Below are 21,087 nucleotides of genomic sequence, written 5' to 3'. Positions count from 1 at the left end.
TGGCATCGGGCTGGATCGCCGCGCGATCCACTGTCGGGCAATGGAGGCGCGGCAAGTGAGATCGGTAGGAAGAGGGTGTTTGGAGACTTGCGATGTGTGTATCATTGGCCCGTCAAACCACTCCCTCCTCAGCCTGCGACGCTGTCGCCCCCTCTCAGAAGTCGAACAGATCGCGGGTGACATCGTCGACGTCGAATTTGTCGAGGAAGAACCTGCCATTGCCGTCCAGCGTGATCCGAACATCGCGTCCGCCATCAGATTCGAAGATGCCGAGATCCCGAAACTTGATGCTGTAGGCAGACAGATCGATCGTGTCGCGTTTCTCCATGTCACGAATTCTGTCGCCATCGACACTTGCATCCCGGAAGCGGAATGTATCGGGACCGCGGCCCCCAATCATAATATCGCGCCCGGCCCCGCCGTCGATCAGGTCGCGGCCACGGCCGCCCACAAGGGTGTCCCTGTCGCTACCGCCCAGAAGCGTGTCGTTGCCCGCATCACCAAGCAGGCGGTCTGTCCCTCCACCGCCGATCAGCGTGTCGTTGCCCTTGCCGCCGTGCCCCTGGTCGGCACCCCCGCCACCCTGAAGCGTGTCGCTGAGCGCGTTGCCGAACAGGCGGTCCTTTCCGGCGCCGCCACGCACCACGTCAGCGCCACCGCCGCCGTGGAGCATATCGCGCCCGCTACCACCAAGAAGAGTGTCGCCGCCGGTGTCGCCGAACAGGCGGTCATTCCCGGCGTTGCCAAGCAACCGATCGTTGCCGCCGCCGCCACGTACCATGTCTGCGCCGCCGCCGCCCTTCAGCGTATCGCGCCCGCCGCCACCATCCAGAACGTCGTTGCGGCCACCGCCGGTGATCCGGTCGTCGCTGAGCGCTCCTTCGAACTCTTCGATGCCCTGGAACGTGCCGGAGGCGTCTACCCGGCGCGTCACGACCTCGATCTGAGCGGCCGCGTATCCATCCTTCCCCTCCTCAGGAAGGGTTCGGTTCAGATCGCCCGCGTCATTGGCGCGGAGCGGGTCGGCCTCGAACACGTCCCGTGGTGTCATCATGACTCCACCGATGTCGCGCGCCTCGAAGCCGTCACCCTTGCCGCTCCCCTGCGCCCAGCGAGGCACTTCCTGCTCGATCCGCGCGGAATAGGTGCCGGCCGGAATGTTGATGGTGACGACCCCTTCAAGCAGACCGAAATCGAGAACATCCTTGCCCCCGCCGCCATCCACGACCTTCTTGCCGAGGCCGACAAGAATGCGGTCGTTGCCATTGCCGCCGGAGGCCCGGTCGTTCCCCGCGCCCGTGACGATCAGGTCGTTGCCCCCGCCACCCGTCAATGCATCATTTCCTGCGCCACCGGACAGGAAGTTCGCCGCCTGGTCGCCGGTCAAGGTATCGTCACCGCCGCTGCCAGTGATGTTCTCGATGTTCTTCAGCGTATCTGACCCGAAGGCCCCGGTTGCGGTTCCCGCGGCGAGGTTGACCGTCACACCACCGAACCCCGTGGCCGTTGTCACCCCGAGCACTCCACCGGGTTGTGTCCAGGCGTAGGAGGCGGTGTCGCGCCCGACGCCGCCGTCGAGCATGTCGTTTCCGCTGCCGCCATGCAGCGTGTCATCGCCCGTTCCGCCACGGAGGGCGTCGTTGCCGGAGCCACCGAAAAGCTCGTCATTGCCGCGGCCACCGTCCAGGGTGTCCGCGCCGCCTCGTCCGACGATCCGTTCGCCGGCCGCAGAGCCGAGGACCTTGTCGTCGAAAGTGGTCGCCACGATCTGCTCGAAGCCTTCGAGGGTCATGTCGACCTGTTCGGCATTGTTGGCCGCCACGCCCTTGAACGAGCGTACCGTCCCTGCCCCAAGGTCGGCCTCGATCCGCGAGTTCAAAGCGATCTCGAAGCCGATCGTGTCAAACCCGGCGCCGCCGTCGGCGTGCCCCTTGAAGCGGCGAATCTCGACCGAGTCGGTGCCCTGCCCCATCAGCGCGGCATTCTCGACGCTCGTATCGCTCCAGATCGAGAGGTCATCGCCTGCGCCACCCCGGAAGATGCCACCGCCGCCGCGGAAAAAGTTGCCCACATCGTCGCCGGGACCGGCCAGAACCTCGGGCAAGCCGTTCTCGCCGTCGAACCGGTCGTTACCGCCGCCAAGCTCAAAGGTGATCGTCTGCCTGCCGCCGGGTTTGTAGATCGCATGGTCGGCATGGTCGCCCAGCAGGATCTCCTCGATGTCGCGAGGCTTCAGCGAGAACGTGACATCCCGAGCGTTGCGCAGATCGTCGCCCGTGGTCGCAATGTCATGGGCACGGAGTTGCAAGGCGATGGCGCTCTCCACCTTGTAGAACCAGCGTGCCTCGCCCACCCCGTCGAGCTCCAACCGGTCCCTGCCCTGTCCGCCCTCGACCTGAAGCTGGGTCGCGCCGCCATCGACACGTTCGGCCCGGATCAGATCGTCACCCGCACCACCGTGGACCGAGCCTGTCCCGTTCGTGCGGATGATATCGTCGCCGCCAGCGCCGTGCAGAAACGTTGCAACCGGGCCGCCAACCAGCAGATCGGCGACATCGGAGCCGACAAACCCTTCGACGCTTTCCGTCCGGTCCGTCGCCACCTTGTTGCCACGGTCATTGAAGCGTGCGACCCTGCCCGTGGTGCCGTCGATCTCCACGCGGCCGCTGTCCATGCCCTCCGACATGTAGGTCTTCAGCTGCTGGAGAATCGATGGGTCGTCGCTCTGGTCATTGATGTCGAACTTGATCAGGTTCGAAGAGGAGGTATAGGCAACGACGTCGTAGTCCACGCCACCGATGTAGGTGTCACTGACGCCCTTGACCGCGGCACTGCCCGAGATCATCACATTGCGCCCGCTTCCCGCATCGATCCGGTCCGCACCCGCGCCGCCGACGATGTAGTCGTCGTCGCCACCGGCGCTGATCCAGTCCTTGCCGCCACGGCCGGAGATCACATCGACCCCGCTTGCGGTGAAGATCGTGTTGGCGCCATTGGTGCCGCGAACGAAGTGCTTCTGGCCGGGCATGGCGACGACGTTCTCGATGTCGATCACGCGGTCAGATCCCTGTCCGAAGGCCGTGCCCTGTTCAAGGTCGATCCGCAGCGACCGCCGCGCGCCTTCAAGAACCTGGAACGTGTCGATCCCGGGGCCGCCGATGGCCTCGTCGTCCCCTTCCCCCGGGAGCAGAACGTCGTCGCCTGTCCCGCCGTTCAGGCGGTCATCGCCGGTTGAACCGAAGATGCGGTCGTCGCCGCCATAGCCCTCGGCCACGTAGAATCCGTCGATCTTCTGCCCCGTGGATCTGAGGAACATCAGGTCGGCCTGCGGCGTGCCCTTCAGGACCGAACCGCCGATGATCGCATCCTTCAGTTCACGCCCCGAGAACATGATGTCGGAGAAGCCGACCACGTCCAGATCGTCGAGTGACTTCAATACGTCAACGCCGCTGTTGAACGCACCACGGGGTTTGACGTGGCTGACGATGATGTCGCCGGCCTCATCGCGGGCCAGCTCATATTCGGTGAAACTCGCGGCGAAATGGATGAAGTCCTTGCCGCCCTCGCCATAGATCTCGTCCGAACCTTCGCCCGCCACGATGATGTCGTCCCCGCCACCGGCAAAGATCTTGTCGTCGCCTCCGAGGGCGTCGAGGACGTCGCCACCATCGTCTCCGCGCAGCACGGAATCGCCATCGTCGGCCCAGCCGGTGACGCCCTTGAGCGCATCGCCCATGCCGCCACCAAAGGCCGCCAGTTCGACGTCGGCCAACATGGCAACGGCACCGAGCGCCTCGTCGATCATCTCCTGCAAGAGGTCGTCGAGGGGGCGGACCAATTCCAGGAACTTGTCGAGCAGCTTGGCGGAGGGCAGCAGATCGGCGATTGCCTGTTCCGCGGCATCTATCAGCCCGCCCAGACCCAGGGTCTCGACCACAAAATCGACGACGGAATCGACAAGCTTCGACAGAAGCCCGATCGCGTCGAGCAACGGCTTGACGGGTTCAAGCGCCGAGACTGCGATGTCGAGCGGTACCTTCAGCGCTTCCAGCAGTTCGCCGATGCGATCCAAGCCGGCCATCTGCGTCGTGATCCCGGGGAAATCGATGGCGTCGAGGATGGACGTGAAATCATCGACCTTGACACGCACGGCCGCGACATTCGGCCTGATGCTCTCCATGGCGTCGGCACGGGGAGCCGATTGCTTGTCGAGCGCGCGCTTGAGGATGGCATAGTCCGAGGCACCGTCGAGGCCGTCCCCCGGGCCTTCGGTACCGATCCGCAAGGCCGCGCGAACTGCCGCGCCCTGGTTCTCGCCCGCCTGGTTGGCATTCTCCAGCAGGAAAATCGTCGATGTCAGGCCATCGCGGACAACCGAATGCGCGAGTGCGGCGTCGTCCAACCGCTCCTTCGCCTCATCGATACCGTCCCAGATCGCCTTTTTCTTTGGCGTCGTCTTGAAGGCAATCCCATCGAGCCGGTCAAACTTGTCGTCGATCCGCCGGATCGGATCGTTCCCGGCCTTGAGCACTCTTTGTATCGCGGTGATCGGCGACTTGAGCGGCAGGAAGAAATTGAGCCCGCTCAGCGCGTAGTCGGTGGCGTCCATCATCTTGGTCGACTTGTCGATGTAGTCGTTGTACTTGGCGTAGACGGTCACCACCCCCTTGGCGCCGGTGAGCCCGTATCCGATGAAAGCCCACCAATCGCGGACGAGGACCAGACTCTGGGTCAGGTATTCTTGCTCCTGGCGATATTCCTCATGCGACATGGCGCACCTCCTGTATGGGAATGCAAGCGCCGCAACGGCACCAGAATACTGTTCGCGCCAAGTCTCGCTGCCCCCGGTACCTGATTGCGCTGCCATAGAATTACGCAGCGTCATCGTGGAGCGTAGCGCGCCCGGGGGGCGATACGCAACGTTTTGTGGAAAGCCAGCGAGCAGGACGCCAAGGACGGCCCGAGTGGACGTTATCTTCGGCACCCGATCGCAAATTGGCGCGCCGCCTTTCTCACGCGCCGCGGGGGGCTGCTAGGACCATCGCAAGCCAATCGCCTTGCCTCAAGAGGTCTCGAGAAATGCCACCGCGAGGAGGCACGCCACGATTGCCTCGCAACTCCGGGCGGCAATCTGCGGCACCATTGCCGCGCCCGATTGCGCAGGTTCGATGGTGTTGCTCGGCATTCTTCCCCAAAGTCGATCAATTGCTCGGCCGCACATGCAACGCGATCCGGCGCGGGCAAGGGTTCAACCGGACCTGAAACGCCGTCTGTTTGACTGGATGGAGGCGGAAGGCGACTGGCTGGCGGGACCGGGCCACCATCCGCCCGTCGGCAGCTATGTCGACGAGCGCGACCGCGGCGAGCAGCATGTGCACCGGCGGATTTGATTGTCAGCCCGGCGGTCGGTCGTAGACCACGCGAAAACCGGTGTGTTCGCTGGTGCTGTCGGGCGTGTTTCCGATGCGCGCGGCGATCCGATAGCGGTGGCAATAGCTGCTGTGGCAAAGGAACGAGCCGCCCTTCAGGAGCCGATTGCCTTTTGAGGCCTGCATGATCCGTTTCGCGTTTTGCGTGTTTGACCTGAGGCGAAACGGTTCGGCGGTCCATTCCCACACATTGCCGACCATCTGGTACAGCCCATAGCCATTCGGGTCGTATGCAAGCACCGGCGCAGGACCATGGTGCCCATCCGCCCCGGTGTTCCGCGTCGGAAACGTTCCCTGCCAGATGTTGCAGGGAAAGAAATCCGTGTCATTCGGCTCCGCGTCCCCCCAAGGATACCGGACATCGCCCAGACCGCCTCGCGCGGCATGCTCCCATTCCACCTCGCGAGGCAACCGTCCGCCCGCCCAGGCCGCATAGGCGCGGGCATCCTCCCAGGCGATATGGGTCGCGGGCATGTCATCCCGAGCAGCCCTTCCATCCGGCCCAGTCGGAAACTCCCAGGAAGCGCCGTGAACTTTCCGCCACCATTCCAGCCCCTGTACACCCTGGGTATCCTCAACCGCCCCGGGCAAATGGCTGAAAAAGACAAAGGACCAGCCGGACCGTTCCGCGACCGAGGCATGGCCCGTCGCTTCGACAAAGTGCCGGTACTGGCCCACCGAGACCGCACCACGTTCCCACCAGAGGTCCCGCACGCGCTTTCTGACCGGCGGTCCTTCGGCATCGTCCACGATCAGCGGCCGTGCGGTTCCAAGACAGGCCGTCCCACCCGGCACCGGGACGCAGTTTCGCCTGGGCCGAATGTCAGCGCGCCGGATCTCCGGTTTTGCCGCCAATCGATGCTCACCCGGTCTGGACGGCAGGCAGCAGGCCTTTTTCGGTGCTGGAATATCGATGGGAATGCCTCCATGTGATTGGCGCAAACACTACAGCCGACACCCCATGCTACGCCACCTCGTACCTCGCAATGAAGTCCCGGTCGGGTTCCACACCAAGTCCCGGCCCGGTCGGGATGTCGACCCGGCCCTTGCGCGCCATCTGGCCCTGGATGTCGAGCGGGTCAGCCAGCAGCCCGTCACGGAAGCGGTTCTCGGTGGTGTCGAACTCCGGCAGCGGCGGTACCGTCGCCAGAAGTTGCAGGTTCGTCGCCACCGCCACCGCGGAGCCCCAGTCATGGTTGATCACCGGCGTGAAATGGAAGTGGAACAGCGCCAGCATTGGCCAACAGGTGATGTCCGAGCTCGCCTTCGCATCAGTCGCGTAGTCAGGATCACAGGTCCCTGCATTCACGCATTTGGATCATGGCTCGGGATCGCAACAACCGATGCCGTCAGTGCCAGCAGTAGGATCGCGACGTAGGCCGCCGCAAGCGCCCATCCCGGTGTTGATGGCTGCGACTCCGTGGTGATGCCCCGCATGAACGGGTCGCGCATGTTGATCGCCCCGTAAATGCCGACGATCTTCCGCACTAGCCCCTGAAAGCCGAGAGTGCTCGCGAGCGTGACAACAAAGAACGAGATGCCCACATAGCCGATCAGAAAACCCTGCGTCGTTTCCATGTTGATACCGAGCACTTTCGCGATCAGGTAGACCGCCGGCCCCCAGATGCCCACGGCAATCGTGCCAACCATGGCCGCAAGCAGCACCTAAAAAAGAAGCTGCGCGGGAAAAGCACACGGGCTCGGTGACCCTCCTCGTACGCATGTGATCCACGCGAGTAGTCGAAACATGTGCGTATGATCCGTCAGGTCTCGTTCGAGACGGATGGACCGGTGGTTTCGCGTTTCCTGCCAGTGGATCTCAGGCCTTGCCATAGGGAACGGCAAGGTAGCAGGCAACCAAGGTTGCCGCGCTGTTCCGCTGCCGGGGCAGTGCCACCAAAGGAAACGGGCCTGTATCTGCTCCCTGTCAGATATCCAGGAATTGCGGCATGAACGTCGTGAGTGCCGGGAACAGGATTATAATGAGCAGGATCAACGCCGTGACGCCAAACATCTTCATCGTGTCGGCAATTGCCTCGTGCATCTCGATCTTGCCGAGGGCGCAGGCGATCAAGAGGCACAGCCCATAGGGCGGTGTAATCAGGCCCATGGCCAGCGAGATCCCTGCGACGATGCCGAAGTGTACCGGATCCACGGAGGCTGCGACCATCGCCGGAAGGAACAGCGGGCCGATGATGATGGCAATCACCAACGCATCAAGGAACGTGCCGAGCACGATGCACAACAGCGCAAATATCGGCAACAGCGCCCAGTTGGGCAGGCCTTCGGTTTGCGCCAGCAGCAGGTCGGGCATCTGGTAGAAGGACAGCAGCCAGCCAAACAATCCCGCCGAGCCGTAGCAGAACAGCGAGAGGCTGATCAGGCGGGCACTATCGGAGAGGATGTCGATGCTTCGGGAGATCGTCAGGTTTCGATATACGAAGAACCCGAGCCCAAAGGCGTAGAGCACAGCGAGGATCGACGCCTCGGTCGGCGTGGCAAACCCGAACATGATCCCGCCCACAATGATGATGGGCGCTCCCAGTCCAAGAATTGCACCGCGGAAGGACGCCACGAACTCCTTCGTGTCGGCGCGCGGCTCCACCGGCCAGTCTTCCAGCCGTGCACGGTGCGCCACATAGGCCATCTGTGCGAGGGCGATCATGATACCGGGAATAATCCCGGCGGCAAAAAGCTGAGCAACCGAGGTTCCCGTTATCGCGCCCCAGATGACAAAGAAGATGCTCGGCGGAATGATCGCGCCCAGAACCGAGGAAGCGGCGGTGATCGCCACTGCGACGGACTTGGAATAGCCTTTCCCGTCCATCGCCGGGATCAGCACGGCCCCAACACCGGCGGTGTCAGCCGTCGAAGACCCCGAGATGCCCGCGAACAGCATGCTGACCACGATGTTGATATGCGCCAGGCCACCCCGAAAATGGCCGACAATCGCATAAGCAAATCGGATCAACCGTTCGGTGATCCCGGTTTCATTCATCAGCGACCCGGCAAGCAGGAACAGCGGCACCGCGAGGAGCACGAAGGAATCGAGACTGGAATAGAAGCGGCGCGCCAGCATGAAGAAGCTCAGATGCGGTTCGATCACCAGCACCGTGGCGGAGGCTGCCATGAGAGACACACCGATCGGCACACCGATGGCGATACAGACGCCAATGATCACCATCATCAGAATGACAAGTTCCATGTCAGCCCTCCTGCTCGTCGGATGCGCCGGAGCGGAAGACCACACCGAAGAGAGACACCGCAATGGCACAGACGCTGATCAAGCCGCCAAACAGAAGCGCGCCGTAGCTGGTCGCCATTGGCAAACCGGTGACAAGCGACGTCCGCCCGAACCCCTTCATGAAGAAGATCCAGCTTGACCACGCGAAGAAGCTCATGACTGCCAGCGAAGCCAGCAGGATGACGATGGACAGGTAGCGCCCCAACCTCGGCGGCATCGCAGACTTCAGAAACGTGAAGGAGAAGTGCGTCTGCTGGATGAAACCGTATCCGGCGCCGATCATCACCATCCACATGAAGACCAGGCGCGCAAATTCTTCGGTCCACAGGAACGGTGGGATGAACTCAACGTATCGCGCGACGACCTGATAGGCGACCAGCACGCAAAGCACAGCCAGGTGCGCGGCCAGAACGTATCGAAAGGCAGATCTTATCATCCCAATACCCACTCCCGTTCGGTCGGAGACTCGTCAATTTGCTTAATCGTTTGATCTTCCTTTGTCTACCCATCGCAGGTGTCAAAGTTTGCTACTTTGGCAGTCGATGCACGCGGGTCCCTGGTGTTGTGTCAGTCAGGTCGCACCCAGCAGATTTCCACCCTCGACGGAGATACGCGCTCCAGGGGCGGTATGGTCGACCCAGACCTTTCCATCCTGCCAGAGTATCGTCGCACCTCTTGTCTGCCGAAGCTCGACGCTGCCGCCGGGCGTCTGCAATCGGATCGGCCCCGCAAGGTCACCGGGATGAACGCTGGCGGCCCAGAGCCCGCTGTCCGGCAGCGCAACCAACCATGCGGGCTGTGCGTTGAAGATCAAAGTGGCGCCCCCGAGGTCGATCCGCCCGCCACAGGATTGCTTTGCCAGAGAGGACTCCAGCATGGGCAGTCCAATCGGACCGACCCCTGTCCAGTCGGCCAGCCTGCGCCAGTTGTGGAGATCGATCTTCATGCCGAGGCTGTACTCTCCCCGCGCGTAAGCCAGCGTCCAGTTGCGCACCCCCTGATCGGGACGGATCGGCGGATCAGACTCATCGGTCAACAGCCCGGAATCGACAAGCGTTGCCAGCGTGGAGGGATCGATACCCGCCGATGACGGGAACACTTCGGCATAGAACCCGGCGCGGATGTGCCCCTGAAAGAACGCGCCCGGCTTGGCCTGATTCCAGAATGTTCGGGCCGGGCCAAGGTAGTCGGGTATCTCGAAAACCAGCATGCCGTCGCGCTCGACCAGACGGTTGGGAAGCTCCGGCTGAAGCTCCTTTGATGACAAGGGTTTCAAGACGACGTGAACGTTGCCAAGATCAAGGGTGACGGCGGCTGTCGGATCAATTTCCGCCGGAAGGTGCGGCAGCTTCTGCCCCTTGACCCAAACCGCCCCGACCTGTCGCGCATCAGCCACCACCAGGCACGTCTTGGCGCTGGCGGTACGGTTCCAGGCATCCAGGCGGCGGGGCCGGTACGCGCCGATCATGCGGGGCCCATCCTGAACACCGAGGAATGCCCCGTGGTCGAAGAACACCTGCCTGCTGGGGCGCGACGGCGCGGTCGCGTAGTCGCCCAGCCATTCGTCATTCCAGACATACTTGCAGAACAGGGTACCGGGCGCCTTGTCCTTGCCCATGAACTGCACCGCAATTGCGGTGGTTTGTGCCGCGATATACCGATTGTTCTGCGTGTCGAGTTCGCGCGATGCCGTGCCAACCGAATATCCGGCACCGTGGAAACTCGTCAAATGGACGCCACGGGCACGGTCGGATGTCTCGCGGACTATCCCCTTGTCCGCACGGCAAAGCTCCAGCATCCAGTCCGGCGCCCAGCCACGCGCCACCCAATCCTTGAGCACGTCGATATCAGGCGGCGTTTCCGCCACCAGGAACGGGAAATAAGCCCGGCAGTGCGGGGCGGACATGCGCCCGGTGGCGCTGTTGATGTGGAGAGCGACACTCAGGATCTGGCGCAACCGGACCTGCGCGGCCACAGCGCGAAGCCCGGAATCTGCAGAGAGGTCTTCGATAGCCCGGAGCGCCGAAACGGTCATCTGTGTGTAGACGGGCGAGTTGAACTCATGGGCCAACCCGCTTTCATCGACCAGAGACACCCATTCGCGAAAGCGACAACTCCCAAGCGCGATGATGTCCGGGTCATCAAGCAACTGCCCTCCGACGATCAACGCGGCGACGGACTGGCTGATGATGTTGGTGTATTCCGGCCCGACGTTGATGCTCTCGATCGCACCGAGAGCACGGCGGACAGTGGGCAGCAGCACGTCAAGCAGGTCCGCCGACAAGCGGGCCCGGTGGCGATGGAGCAGAGGCACGATCCGGATCGCGAAGAACACCACCGCATTCAGATCCTCCACGCCGGGGTCTTCGTGCTCCCACCGGAAGTTCCCGATTGATGGCGAGGCCGGGTCGGCATCCTGAAACCCGGCCAATGCCCGCAGGACACATTCTGCACGGGTCAGGCATTCCGGCGTCGCCGCCTCAACAAGGGCGCAGGCATAGTCGGCGGCGATCCACATGGTGTGAAAGGGGTGCCCGTCGATCATGGTGCACGGCAGGCAAAAGGCACTGTCCCATTCGGCCCCGTCCGGAAGCAACCGGTCACACAGATCCGTCATTCTATTCCCCGCACACTCAAGCGTCGGCGATCAATGGACCATTGACCGCCGGCGCATTCGCTTTTCGCCGCTACTTGTAGTTCCGGATACTCTCGACCGCTTCGACGAGGCCAAGTTCTTCGACCACCGGCTCAAGCGCTTGGGCAACGGCAGACTGGATCTTCGCCTTGTCGATCTCGACGATGTTCACGCCGTGCTCGTCCCGCAGCGCAGCCTTGGATTCGGAATCGAACTTGTGCTCCAGTTCACGTTGATAGGCTGTGGCCTGGCGTCCGGCCTCCAGAACGGCCTCCTGCTGCTCGGGGGTGAGACTGTCATAGATTGATTTGGAGAACAGTACCGGGCGGGTCACGTATTCATGCTCGGTTTGCACGTAATACTTCGCCTGCTCATAGAACTTCATGCGCAGAACCCATTCCGCTTCGTTCTCAAGACCATCGACAACGCCCAGTTGAAGGCCGGAGTAGATCTCGCCATAGGCCATGACCGTCGGCACGACGCCGAGCGCCTCCCAGGCTTTGACCTGGACCGCGGCCGGGTGCAGACGCACGCGCAGGCCGGCAACATCCTCGGCGGTTTCGACCGGCTTGGAGCTGACGAGGTTGCGGATGGAGCCGCCGAAATACCCGATCACCATCGCGTCAGTTGCCTCGGCGACGTCATTGGCGAACTCGACGCCGATCTCGCCGCTGACGACACTTTGCCAATGATCGAAGTCACGGAACACGAACGGCACGACAAGCGACTGCACGGTCGGCGCAAACTCCGCCAGGTAGCCGGGGGCAATGGCGTAGAGTGCGATCTGCCCGTCCTCAAGAAGCTCGAAAGCCTCGCCGCCGGATCCCAGCTGGGCATCGGGGAACACCTTGACCGTGACTTCTCCATTGGTCAGATCGGACAGAACCTCCCCGAATTTCAGGAAGCCCTGCCCCTGCCCCGTGGTCACCGGTCCGTCGATCGTGGCCGCCAGTTCGACGGCGTCGGCCTGGAACGGCATCATTCCGAGCCCGGCAACCGCCGCAAACACCATGTTGCGCACCATTGTCATGTTTTCCTCCCATTTTGAGTAAACGTTTAACCTGATTATTGGTGTACTCTGCTCGCACCGTCAACCCAAAAGGTCGCGTCCGGTGCGGCACAGTCAATTTCGTCATCACGGGGCGTAGTGCTCCGCAGCGTCGTGGCCCGCCAAAGCGGCCCCGAGCATGGCGTCACCGCCAGAAAACGCGCCTTTCCGTGTTCTGTTTGGGCCTGTCGGACAGGTCCGCATCGACCACCCCGACAGTGCGCAGGCGTTCTGTTGCGGATTGTCCCGTTGGCCCGAACGCGCCGCGCGCTTCACTCCGCCGGCTGCGCCACGGACAGACCAATCTCCGAGAGGACCTCCTCGGTGTGTTGTCCCTGCGCCGGCGGCGGACCGCTGGGCGCCTTCGGCGCGGTGCTGCGAACGGCGGAACCGATCAGTCTGAGGCGACCGGCCACGGGATCATCGACCTCCACGATCATGCCATTCGCTCTGGCTTGCGGCGTTTCAAGCGCCTCTTGCGGGGTGAAGATCCGGGCGCACAGGATGCCATGTGCTTCCAGCACTTCCAGCCACTCCGCTGTTGTCCGCTCCTTGAGCCGAGCCCCCAGCAGCGCGACCAGTTCGGACTGGTTCTCCAGTTGCAAGACAGGCGTGGCGAACCTTGGGTCGGCGCTCAGGTCAGCGATGCCCAATCCGCCGCAGATCAACTGCAAGGGATTGTCCGTAAAGACCGGTGAAATCTCGATATAGCCGTCCGATGTCTCCCAGCTGTGCCGGATCGCTTTCTCGGTGACAGTCAGATTGACTTCGGCATCGTCGAGCGACCCGCTGTTCAAGTGCTCGCCCCCGGCCCAGACATGCGCAGTCAGGGCCGCGCTGTGCAGATCGGTGAAGACCTGAACCCCCTTGCCGGTCCGCTCCCGGGAGAGGAGCCCGCCAAGGATCGCGTTCGACAGGACCATTCCGGCAAGGTGATCCACGGAAACAGTCGGAGGCTCCGGCAGGCGCCCGCCATCGGCTGGCGAGAAAAGCCCGCCTTCCGCAGCGGCCATCTGGGCGTGCCCGGCCCGGCCGCGCTCGGCGTCCGCCCCCTTTTCTCCCCAACCGGAGGCGGACGCATGAACGAGACGTGGAAACCGTTTGTGAAGAGTCTCGAAATCGATACCCATTTTCTTGTCGACGCCGGGTCGGAAGTTGTGAACGATCACGTCCGCCGTCTCAAGCAGACGGTCGAGTGCCGCCTGCCCCACATCGCTCTTGAGGTCGATCACGATGGACCGCTTTCCCCTGTTCAACGCGGCGAAGGGCAGACTTACGCCGTTGACGAAGGGCCCCCAGGCGCGGGACCAATCCCCCCGACCGGGACGCTCAACCTTGATGACATCGGCTCCGAGGTCCGCAAGCATCAGCGTCGCCACCGGCCCCTGCCAGACGTGGCTGAAATCTACGACGCGTATGCCCTTGAGCAGTTCAAGCATTGGGTTCTTTTCCCTGAGTTATTCTTGGCAAGTTGCCGCCCCGTCGAAACGCGGAACGAACTCGCGATAGTCCTTTCAGCCTGCGGTGTTGCGGGCCGGGTGGAGATGCACCAGCTTGCCTGCCTCTTCGGGCGCGGCCGCATGGTAGATGGCTTTCTCGGAGTCCGGATCGAACAGCACGACCGCGCTTATGTCGATGTTCAGCTGCACCATCGCGCCCGGGCGCGCGGAGGTTCTGGCCGCGAACCGGGCCACCATCTCTTCCTCGCCGCCCTCCAGGTTGGACTGGAGCACCGCAATCGTGTCGGCACCGGTCGGTTCCAGGATCTCCAACGGCCAGTCGATCTGCTGGTAGGTGCCGTCCTTGGTTTCGGATTCCTCGTCCACCATCGCTTCGGGACGTACGCCGATGATCACCTTGCGACCGTCGAACTCCTGAGCCAGCGCCTCCCCGACGGGAAGGACCAGCGCAACGACGCCGCCGTCTGGCCGCACGATGTCCATGCGCGCCTCCTGCCCGGCTTGACGCAGAGTTCCTTCCAGGAAGTTCATCGACGGCGATCCCATGAAGCCCGCCACGAACATGTTGGCCGGTGTGTTGTAGACCTCGTCGGGCGAGCCGACCTGCTGCACCTCACCGCCTTTCAGAACGACGATCTTGGTGGCGAGGGTCATGGCTTCGATCTGATCGTGCGTGACGTAGACCATGGTCGTGCCGAGCGTCCGGTGCATCTTCTTGATCTCGGTGCGCATCACTACACGCAGCTTCGCGTCGAGATTGGACAGCGGCTCATCGAACAGAAACACCTGCGGATCGCGCACCAGCGCCCGCCCCATGGCCACGCGCTGCCGCTGGCCGCCCGACAATTGCCGCGGCTTGCGGTCGAGATAATCTGTCAGGTGCAACAATTCCGCGACGCGCTCGGCCTCCTTGCGGCGCTCCTTCTTGGCGACCTTCCGGGACTCCAGCGGAAAGGCGATGTTCTCCCAGACGCTCAGGTTCGGGTAGAGCGCGTAGGTCTGGAAGACCATTGCGATGTCCCGGTCCTTCGGGTGCAGATTGCTGACATCCTCTCCATCTATCCGGATCTCGCCGGAATCATTGGACTGCAGTCCGGCGATCGAGTTGAGAAGCGTGGACTTGCCGCAACCGGATGGCCCGACAAGAACGAGGAACTCGCCATCCTCGGCCTTGATGTCGACACCTTTCAGCACCTCCACCGCTCCGAAGCTCTTGCGAACGTTGACGATTTCTAGAGTAGCCATTGTTCAGCCCTTGACTGCGCCTGCCATCAGACCGCGCAGGAAATACCGCCCCGCGACCAGATAGACGACAAGTGTTGGAAGACCGGCGATGATGGCAGCCGCCATATCGACGTTGTAGCGTTTGACCCCGTTCGCGACCTCGACAAAGTTGTTGAGGGCCACCATGACCGTGGCGCTTTCCAGCTTGGTCATGGTGCTTGCGAACAGGAAATCGTTCCAGGTGTTGGTGAATTGCCAGATCACGCTGACGATCATGATCGGGACGGAGCTTGGCAGGGCGACCCGCCAGAAAAACCGGAAGTACCCGATCCCGTCAATCTTCGCCGCGTTCACCAGATCGATCGGGAAGCTGACGAAGAAGTTGCGGAAATAGAGCGTGGTGAACGGAAGACCGTAGACGATGTAGGTGAATGTCAGCCCCGTCAGCGAGGAAGACCAGCCGATCCAGCCGAGGAAGGAGGCCATCGGCAAAAGCACGATCTGGAACGGGATGAAGGCCCCGAACAGAAGCATGCCAAAGAACAGCTCCGATCCCTTGAACCGCCAGAGCGACAGCGCGTAGCCGTTGAGCGCACCGATGGCTGTGGGGATGATCGTCGCCAGCGTCGAGGCAATCAGCGAGTTGATCATGAAGGGGGCCATGCCACGGCATTCGGTGCCCACGCAGGCATTGTTCCACGCCTCGTCCCAGCCATAGAAATCCAACTTCTTCGGCAGGTTCAACAGCCCGCCGGCGAGGATCTCTTCCAGGCTCTTTACGGACGTGACGACCATCACGTAGAGCGGCGCGAGATAGAACAGCACGAAGCCGATCAGGATGGCATAGACCAGCGCCCGCAGGATGCGATCCGTTGTGCTGCGTTCACCAAGGACGATGTCATGCATGGCCACGGCTCCGGTTGTGCGAGCGCAACTCGCTGTAGAGATAGGGCACGATGATCGCCGCGATGGTGAACAGCATCATCGTGGCGCTGGCAGCACCAATCGCGATCCGGCTGCGGTCGAAGGCGTAGTCGTACATGAAGGTTGAGGGCAGATCTGTGGCCGTGCCCGGGCCGCCATTGGTCAGCGCAATGACAAGGTCATAGCTCTTGATCGCCATGTGCAGCAGGATAACGACGGCGGTGAAGAAGGCCGGCCGAAGCTGCGGAATGATGATGCGGCGATAAATGCGCCAGCTGCTCGCGCCGTCCATCATCGCCGATTGCATGATTGACGGGTCGATCCCGCGCAGGGAGGCGAGGAAGATCGCCATGATGAAGCCGGAGCTTTGCCAGACGGCGGCAAGCACGACGGTATAAATCGCCCGGTCACGCCGTACCAGCCAGTCGAACTGCGCCTCGACGAACCCCCAGTCGTGCAGAAGGGACTCGATGCCCAGCCCGGGGTTCAGGATCCACTTCCATGCCGTGCCGGTAACGATGAAGGACAGCGCCATCGGGTAGAGGATGATCGTGCGGATCGCGCCCTCGTGGCGGATGCGCTGGTCCAGCAGGATTGCAAGAACCAGCCCGATGGTTGTCGCGAACAGAATAAACAGCCCCGAGAACACAAAGAGGTTGTTCACCGCGATGCCCCACCGGCGCATGCCCCACAGTTTTGCCCATTGCTCGAAGCCGACGAACGTATAGTCGGGCACCAGCTTGGACGCGCTCATCGAGATATAGATGGTGAGCACGATGAAACCGTAGATGAAGATTGCGCCGAGGATCCCCGTCGGCAGCAGCGTCAGCCACGGCAGGTTCCGCCCGACCCAGGTTGTCCCCTTGCGCAGCTTTCTCGGCTGCGAGGTAGGCACATGAATGCTGTTGTCTGTGATGGCCATGATCGCGATCTGTATCCGGAATTCGGAAAGCCGTGGCGGCGCGCTTTTCGGGCAACCGCCGCCCCGACGATGTCAGCGGCGCCCAGATCGGCGCCGCCAGGGAGGAACTCAGAGGCTGTCGAGACCGTCGATCAGGATCTCGATCCCTTCGTCCACGCTCATGTCGGGCGTGTTGACGAATTCCGACAACGTGTCGCGGAACACACCCTGCACATCGCTGCGTGCGGAGTGGGCGAAGCCGAGCGAGGCAACGAGGCCGCCGCGTTCATTGGCCCGTTCGGCACGGGCAATGGAGTCCCGTGTGCAATCGTCCCATTCGGCATTGTCGACGTCGGTGCGCACCGGCAGGCCGTTCTTGATCAGGCTGAAGTCATGCTGGAACTGCTTCTCCATCACGGCAGAGGCAAATGCCTGCTGTGCGGCGTTGTCCGCCTCACCCTCGATCCTGGGGAAGAAGAAGAAGTCGGCCAGCCAGACGAACATGTCGTTCGAGCCCGGCGTCGGGAAGCAGATGAAATCCTCGCCCGCCTTCTGACCCTGCGCCACGCGCCAGCCCTTGGCCCAGTCACCCATCCAGGACATCGCCGCTTCGCCGTTCAGCACCATGGCCTGCGCCTGTGTCCACTCGCGGCCGGGCGATGCTTCGTCCAACTGCTGGGAGTACCAGCGCAGACGCTCCATCGCCTCACGGAACATCGGACCTTCAAGGGTTTCGCGATCCTGCTCGAAGGCCACTTTCTTGTAGAACTCCGGATCGTCGAAGCTCACCAGAATGCCGTCGAAGATCGCCGTATCCTGCCAGGGTTGACCGCCATGGGCGATCGGAGTGATGCCGGCGTCTTTGAACACCTTGGCCGCGGCGACCAGTTCGTCCCATGTCTGCGGCGGCGCTACGCCATGCTCCTCGAAGATGGCCTTGTTGCCCCAAACCCAGTTGATCTGCGACCAGACGGCCGGCACGGCAACGGTGCTGCCGTCAACGTTCATGAAGGGATGCAGCGGTTCGGGCACCAGATCGTACCAGCCCTCTTCGTCGGCAAGCGCCGTAAGGTCACCCAGAATACCGGTCTCGGCCCATTCGTTCACTTCGGTGCCGAGCGCCTGCATGACGGCGGGCGGATCGCCGGCCTGCACACGGGTCCGGAACAGCGTGCGCGCATTGGTGCCCGCGCCACCAGCCGAGGCCGCGTCGATCCATTCAATTCCCTGGGCCTCGATATTCTCGCGAAGCACCTCGATACCGGCCAGCTCGCCGCCCGATGTCCACCAGTGAATAATGTCGAGCTTTCCTTGGGCCAACACCGGTGTTGCCGACGACAGCGCGACCGCGCTGACCGCAAGAAACGCGGCGCATTTCCGCTTCAGTTTCATTTTGTCCTCCCGTTGATCTGATGGGCGCTCGGCCCGATAGATAAAACGATTAATTACACCACCCCTCAATCTGTCAAGAGTTTTTTGCTGCAGCCGAACGTGGGGAAATCTTCTCATTGGGCCACATTTCACGCCATATTGTCCCGTTTCTGGCCGCTTTCTGCGCCTTACCCCAGAATCGGCGCGTAGATGATGAACACGGAGCGCGCGGCCCCGGGCAAAGCCCGGCAAGGCACAGCGACCACAGATCAACACATTGATTCAAACGTTTTATCTATCAACTGCCGAAATGCGCCTGACCCTAAACGCAATACACCCCGCAACAATCGCGCAGGGTGGGCAAGATCATCACCGCGCAGTGACGGTTGCGCGGCACACTGGGTGAGGGTGTCAGCTTCTCCCGGGCGGGCGCGTTGATTTTCTGACGATCAACCGGGGAGACAGGAGAATGCGCTCAGCAGCGAGGCTTTCCTCGCCGATACGCGCCAGCAGCGCCTTGGCCGCGCGCGCACCCAGCGCCCTTGGAAAAAGCTCGACGGTCGTGAGCGGAGGAGACCAGGCGCCTGACTCGGGAACATTGTCGAATCCCACGACAGAGACATCGTGTCCGACCTGCATGCCACCTTCCACGAGCGCAGCGTAGGCGCCGATGGCAACGTAGTCGTTGAAGCAGACGACTGCCGTGAAGGGGCGCCCGCGCTCCAGCAACTCCCCCACGGCCTTCGTGCCGAACTCACGCGTTGCGGGCCCCGGCAAAACGCAGGCATCGTCGATCTTTGTTCCCTGCCGAGACAGTTCTTCGCGAACGCCCTCCAAACGATTGCGCCTGTTGATGTTGGCCTGCTCGCCGCCAACAAATACCACGGATTCATGGCCCAGTTCGCGAAGGTGCGCTCCGGCCATACCGCCGGCCATGAAGTTGTCGAACCCGACAAAATCGGCATCGTGATCGAGCACATCCCGAACGCACAGGACGTAGGGAATGCCATAGTCCCGGATGATCTGGAACGTGGACGCATCGGACCCGGTGGCCGCCGAAATGATGAAGCCGGCGACCCCTTGCCCGATCATCGTCTCGATCACCTTTCTCTGCCTGTCAATATCGTCGCCAGTATTGGCCATGACCGACAGGTAACCTTCGCGTGCCGCCTCGCTCTCCACGTCGGCCGAAAGCTCCGCGAAAAACGGATTCGAGATATCGTTGACGATCAATCCGATCAGGAGAGACCGCCCCGACCTCAACCGCGACGCGCTCTTGTTGGGAATGAAGCCGAGCTTTTTTACCGACTTGTGAACCTCTTTCTTCGTCGCCTCGGAGATGCGCCCCTTGCCATTCAGGACAAGGGAGACCGTTGCGACCGAAACACCGGCATGCGCTGCAACTTGCTTGATACTGACCCGCTTCTTCATGATCCCTTGCCCCATCGCTCGCGCGGCACGCCCTCAAGCCCGCCACTCTCCTCGAGGGGGGGCTCCACTCCACCCTCAAACCGGCCATCACGGCCAATCGACACGGAATAGTGGAATTTGGTAAAACATTTTACTATTCTAGTGTCGAACAATCACAATACGCAAGTGAACCGAAACGCCAACCCTGTCGTTTGGCGCCCCACCCCCTGATCAGCCACATACCAACGCCCAGCATGACGCGTTCGGATATATCTCTCAACCAAATCCGGCCTTGGCAAAGGTAGAACCGGCCGGCAGCACCCCCACCGCAATGCTCGGTGGTATTTGCGGTAGACAAATTGATAAAACGTTTTATTATCCAGCGTCGTATGAGAAACCGCCGCAGCTCAGGGTGCGACCTTTGCCTGGGCCGAACTGAGATGGGAGATGGAGCACGATGGGACGGCTCGAAGGAAAACGCGTTATTTTTACCGGGGCCGCCCAGAATATCGGCAAGGAAGCCGCCCGCATGTTTGTCGCCGAGGGGGCGCGGGTGGTGATTGGCGATGTGAACGCGCGGGACGGCGCGGCAACGGCGGAAGAGCTCGGCCCCAATGTCCAGTTCATCCAGGTCGACGTCACCGAGGAGGCGCAGATTTCCAACATGGTCGCCGAAGGGGTTGAATGGCTTGGAGGCCTCGACGCTCTCTGTCAGAACGCCGGCTTGCAAAAGGCGGGCCCGACCGAGGATTTCGAGGCATCCGACTGGGACCGGGTGTTTTCGATCAACATCCGCGCGCAGTTTCTGGGCGCGAAACATGCGATTCCCCATATTCGCGCCTCTGGGACAGGTGGCGCCATCGTCAACATGTCCTCGAATGCCGGACGGCGGGGCGGGGCCGGACTGGCGGCCTATTGCGCCTCCAAAGGGGCCGTGGTGTCATTCACCAACGCGCTTGCCCTTGAGCTTGCGCCGGACAACATCCGTGTGAATGCGCTTTGCCCCGGTTGGGTAGACACGGCCTTCAATGCCGCTGCAATCGCCAACCTGGGAGGAACCGCCGCCCAGCAGGACGCCATTGCCGCCAGTGTCCCGTTGGGGCGGCAGGCCGCGCCCGCCGAGATCGCCCCGCTCTTTGTCTACCTCGCTTCGGACGAATCGTCGTTCATGACCGGTCAATCAATCCTGATCGACGGCGGAGCCCACAACTGATCAACCACTCTCGCCCCGGCAGGCCCCCTGTCCTGCCGACCCCAATGGAGACACGCTGATGAAGGTCCTTGTACCGGTCAAGCGCGTGATCGACTACAATGTGAAGGTCCGCGTGAAGGCGGACGGTAGCGGTGTCGATCTTGCCAATGTGAAGATGTCGATGAACCCCTTTGACGAGATCGCTGTCGAAGAGGCCATTCGCCTGAAGGAAGCCGGGAAGGCCGACGA

The 21,087-nt window shown here is 62.3% G+C and carries 16 protein-coding genes and 1 pseudogene; 3 read left to right on the top strand and 14 right to left on the bottom strand.

Going from position 1 to position 21,087, the window contains the following annotated elements:
• Positions 1–154: 154 nt before the first annotated feature.
• Positions 155–4,771, bottom strand: coding sequence for a calcium-binding protein (locus CLV78_RS24800; RefSeq protein ID WP_106205564.1), 4,617 nt, complete (start codon positions 4,769–4,771; stop codon positions 155–157).
• 397 nt (positions 4,772–5,168) lie between these two features.
• On the opposite strand from CLV78_RS24800, the gene CLV78_RS23660 reads away from it, so the two are divergent.
• A complete protein-coding gene (locus tag CLV78_RS23660) occupies positions 5,169–5,390 on the top strand; it encodes a hypothetical protein (protein ID WP_146136699.1) in 222 nt (73 codons plus the stop codon).
• A gap of 3 nt (positions 5,391–5,393) precedes the next feature.
• Here the strand turns inward: CLV78_RS23660 and CLV78_RS14560 are convergent, their stop codons facing one another.
• From CLV78_RS14560 to CLV78_RS14500, 13 genes are all read right to left on the bottom strand, one after another.
• Entirely contained in the window at positions 5,394–6,284 is an 891-nt protein-coding gene (locus CLV78_RS14560) for a formylglycine-generating enzyme family protein (RefSeq protein ID WP_425427954.1), read from the bottom strand.
• 109 nt (positions 6,285–6,393) lie between these two features.
• Positions 6,394–6,666 (bottom strand): enolase C-terminal domain-like protein, encoded by a 273-nt coding sequence (locus CLV78_RS14555; protein WP_106205562.1) that lies wholly within the window; start codon positions 6,664–6,666, stop codon positions 6,394–6,396.
• A 68-nt stretch (positions 6,667–6,734) separates the two neighbouring features.
• On the bottom strand, positions 6,735–7,079 hold the full coding sequence (locus tag CLV78_RS14550) for a hypothetical protein (RefSeq protein ID WP_146136698.1): 345 nt from the start codon (positions 7,077–7,079) through the stop codon (positions 6,735–6,737).
• A gap of 277 nt (positions 7,080–7,356) precedes the next feature.
• Positions 7,357–8,634 carry a TRAP transporter large permease gene (locus tag CLV78_RS14545; protein WP_106205560.1) on the bottom strand — a complete coding sequence of 426 codons (1,278 nt, stop codon included), beginning with the start codon at positions 8,632–8,634 and terminating at the stop codon, positions 7,357–7,359.
• Position 8,635: 1 nt separating this feature from the next.
• Positions 8,636–9,109 (bottom strand): TRAP transporter small permease, encoded by a 474-nt coding sequence (locus CLV78_RS14540; RefSeq protein ID WP_106205559.1) that lies wholly within the window; start codon positions 9,107–9,109, stop codon positions 8,636–8,638.
• A gap of 135 nt (positions 9,110–9,244) precedes the next feature.
• Entirely contained in the window at positions 9,245–11,290 is a 2,046-nt protein-coding gene (locus tag CLV78_RS14535; protein WP_106205558.1) for a hypothetical protein, read from the bottom strand.
• A gap of 70 nt (positions 11,291–11,360) precedes the next feature.
• On the bottom strand, positions 11,361–12,338 hold the full coding sequence (locus CLV78_RS14530) for a TRAP transporter substrate-binding protein (RefSeq protein WP_106205557.1): 978 nt from the start codon (positions 12,336–12,338) through the stop codon (positions 11,361–11,363).
• A gap of 290 nt (positions 12,339–12,628) precedes the next feature.
• Positions 12,629–13,795 carry a CaiB/BaiF CoA transferase family protein gene (locus tag CLV78_RS14525; RefSeq protein ID WP_106205556.1) on the bottom strand — a complete coding sequence of 389 codons (1,167 nt, stop codon included), beginning with the start codon at positions 13,793–13,795 and terminating at the stop codon, positions 12,629–12,631.
• 75 nt (positions 13,796–13,870) lie between these two features.
• Positions 13,871–15,061 (bottom strand): ABC transporter ATP-binding protein, encoded by a 1,191-nt coding sequence (locus CLV78_RS14520; protein ID WP_106205555.1) that lies wholly within the window; start codon positions 15,059–15,061, stop codon positions 13,871–13,873.
• Positions 15,062–15,064: 3 nt separating this feature from the next.
• The gene (locus CLV78_RS14515) at positions 15,065–15,946 is read right to left on the bottom strand and encodes a carbohydrate ABC transporter permease (RefSeq protein ID WP_106205554.1); all 882 of its coding nucleotides are present in this window, start codon (positions 15,944–15,946) and stop codon (positions 15,065–15,067) included.
• Positions 15,939–16,886 carry a carbohydrate ABC transporter permease gene (locus tag CLV78_RS14510; protein WP_106205553.1) on the bottom strand — a complete coding sequence of 316 codons (948 nt, stop codon included), beginning with the start codon at positions 16,884–16,886 and terminating at the stop codon, positions 15,939–15,941. The genes CLV78_RS14515 and CLV78_RS14510 overlap by 8 nt, the downstream gene beginning before the upstream one ends.
• Before the next feature lie 108 nt (positions 16,887–16,994).
• Entirely contained in the window at positions 16,995–18,257 is a 1,263-nt protein-coding gene (locus tag CLV78_RS14505) for an ABC transporter substrate-binding protein (RefSeq protein WP_158263540.1), read from the bottom strand.
• Between the two features lie 390 nt (positions 18,258–18,647).
• Positions 18,648–19,667 carry a LacI family DNA-binding transcriptional regulator gene (locus CLV78_RS14500; protein WP_158263539.1) on the bottom strand — a complete coding sequence of 340 codons (1,020 nt, stop codon included), beginning with the start codon at positions 19,665–19,667 and terminating at the stop codon, positions 18,648–18,650.
• Between the two features lie 436 nt (positions 19,668–20,103).
• Between CLV78_RS14500 and CLV78_RS14495 the strand changes: the two genes are divergently transcribed.
• Positions 20,104–20,859, top strand: a complete 756-nt coding sequence (locus tag CLV78_RS14495) for an SDR family NAD(P)-dependent oxidoreductase (RefSeq protein WP_106205550.1) — start codon at positions 20,104–20,106, stop codon at positions 20,857–20,859.
• A gap of 58 nt (positions 20,860–20,917) precedes the next feature.
• A pseudogene (locus CLV78_RS14490) lies at positions 20,918–21,087 on the top strand (electron transfer flavoprotein subunit beta/FixA family protein); the annotation flags it as partial.

The sequence above is a fragment of the Aliiruegeria haliotis genome (assembly GCF_003003255.1).
Taxonomy (GTDB): domain Bacteria; phylum Pseudomonadota; class Alphaproteobacteria; order Rhodobacterales; family Rhodobacteraceae; genus Tropicimonas; species Tropicimonas haliotis.
The sequence above is the reverse complement of the archived record's forward strand: the minus strand, read 5'-3'. Positions and strand labels throughout refer to the sequence as shown.

What these genes read in the sequence shown, in the direction of transcription:
- CLV78_RS14520 (WP_106205555.1), bottom strand. Translation starts at nt 15,061, where the DNA reads ATGGCTACTCTAGAAATCGTCAACGTTCGCAAGAGCTTCGGAGCGGTG.
- CLV78_RS14525 (WP_106205556.1), bottom strand. Translation starts at nt 13,795, where the DNA reads ATGCTTGAACTGCTCAAGGGCATACGCGTCGTAGATTTCAGCCACGTC.
- CLV78_RS24800 (WP_106205564.1), bottom strand. Translation starts at nt 4,771, where the DNA reads ATGTCGCATGAGGAATATCGCCAGGAGCAAGAATACCTGACCCAGAGT.
- CLV78_RS14545 (WP_106205560.1), bottom strand. Translation starts at nt 8,634, where the DNA reads ATGGAACTTGTCATTCTGATGATGGTGATCATTGGCGTCTGTATCGCC.
- CLV78_RS14530 (WP_106205557.1), bottom strand. Translation starts at nt 12,338, where the DNA reads ATGACAATGGTGCGCAACATGGTGTTTGCGGCGGTTGCCGGGCTCGGA.
- CLV78_RS14535 (WP_106205558.1), bottom strand. Translation starts at nt 11,290, where the DNA reads ATGACGGATCTGTGTGACCGGTTGCTTCCGGACGGGGCCGAATGGGAC.
- CLV78_RS14555 (WP_106205562.1), bottom strand. Translation starts at nt 6,666, where the DNA reads ATGCTGGCGCTGTTCCACTTCCATTTCACGCCGGTGATCAACCATGAC.
- CLV78_RS14500 (WP_158263539.1), bottom strand. Translation starts at nt 19,667, where the DNA reads ATGAAGAAGCGGGTCAGTATCAAGCAAGTTGCAGCGCATGCCGGTGTT.
- CLV78_RS14515 (WP_106205554.1), bottom strand. Translation starts at nt 15,946, where the DNA reads ATGCATGACATCGTCCTTGGTGAACGCAGCACAACGGATCGCATCCTG.
- CLV78_RS14550 (WP_146136698.1), bottom strand. Translation starts at nt 7,079, where the DNA reads ATGGTTGGCACGATTGCCGTGGGCATCTGGGGGCCGGCGGTCTACCTG.
- CLV78_RS23660 (WP_146136699.1), top strand. Translation starts at nt 5,169, where the DNA reads ATGGTGTTGCTCGGCATTCTTCCCCAAAGTCGATCAATTGCTCGGCCG.
- CLV78_RS14495 (WP_106205550.1), top strand. Translation starts at nt 20,104, where the DNA reads ATGGGACGGCTCGAAGGAAAACGCGTTATTTTTACCGGGGCCGCCCAG.
- CLV78_RS14505 (WP_158263540.1), bottom strand. Translation starts at nt 18,257, where the DNA reads ATGAAACTGAAGCGGAAATGCGCCGCGTTTCTTGCGGTCAGCGCGGTC.
- CLV78_RS14540 (WP_106205559.1), bottom strand. Translation starts at nt 9,109, where the DNA reads ATGATAAGATCTGCCTTTCGATACGTTCTGGCCGCGCACCTGGCTGTG.
- CLV78_RS14510 (WP_106205553.1), bottom strand. Translation starts at nt 16,886, where the DNA reads ATGGCCATCACAGACAACAGCATTCATGTGCCTACCTCGCAGCCGAGA.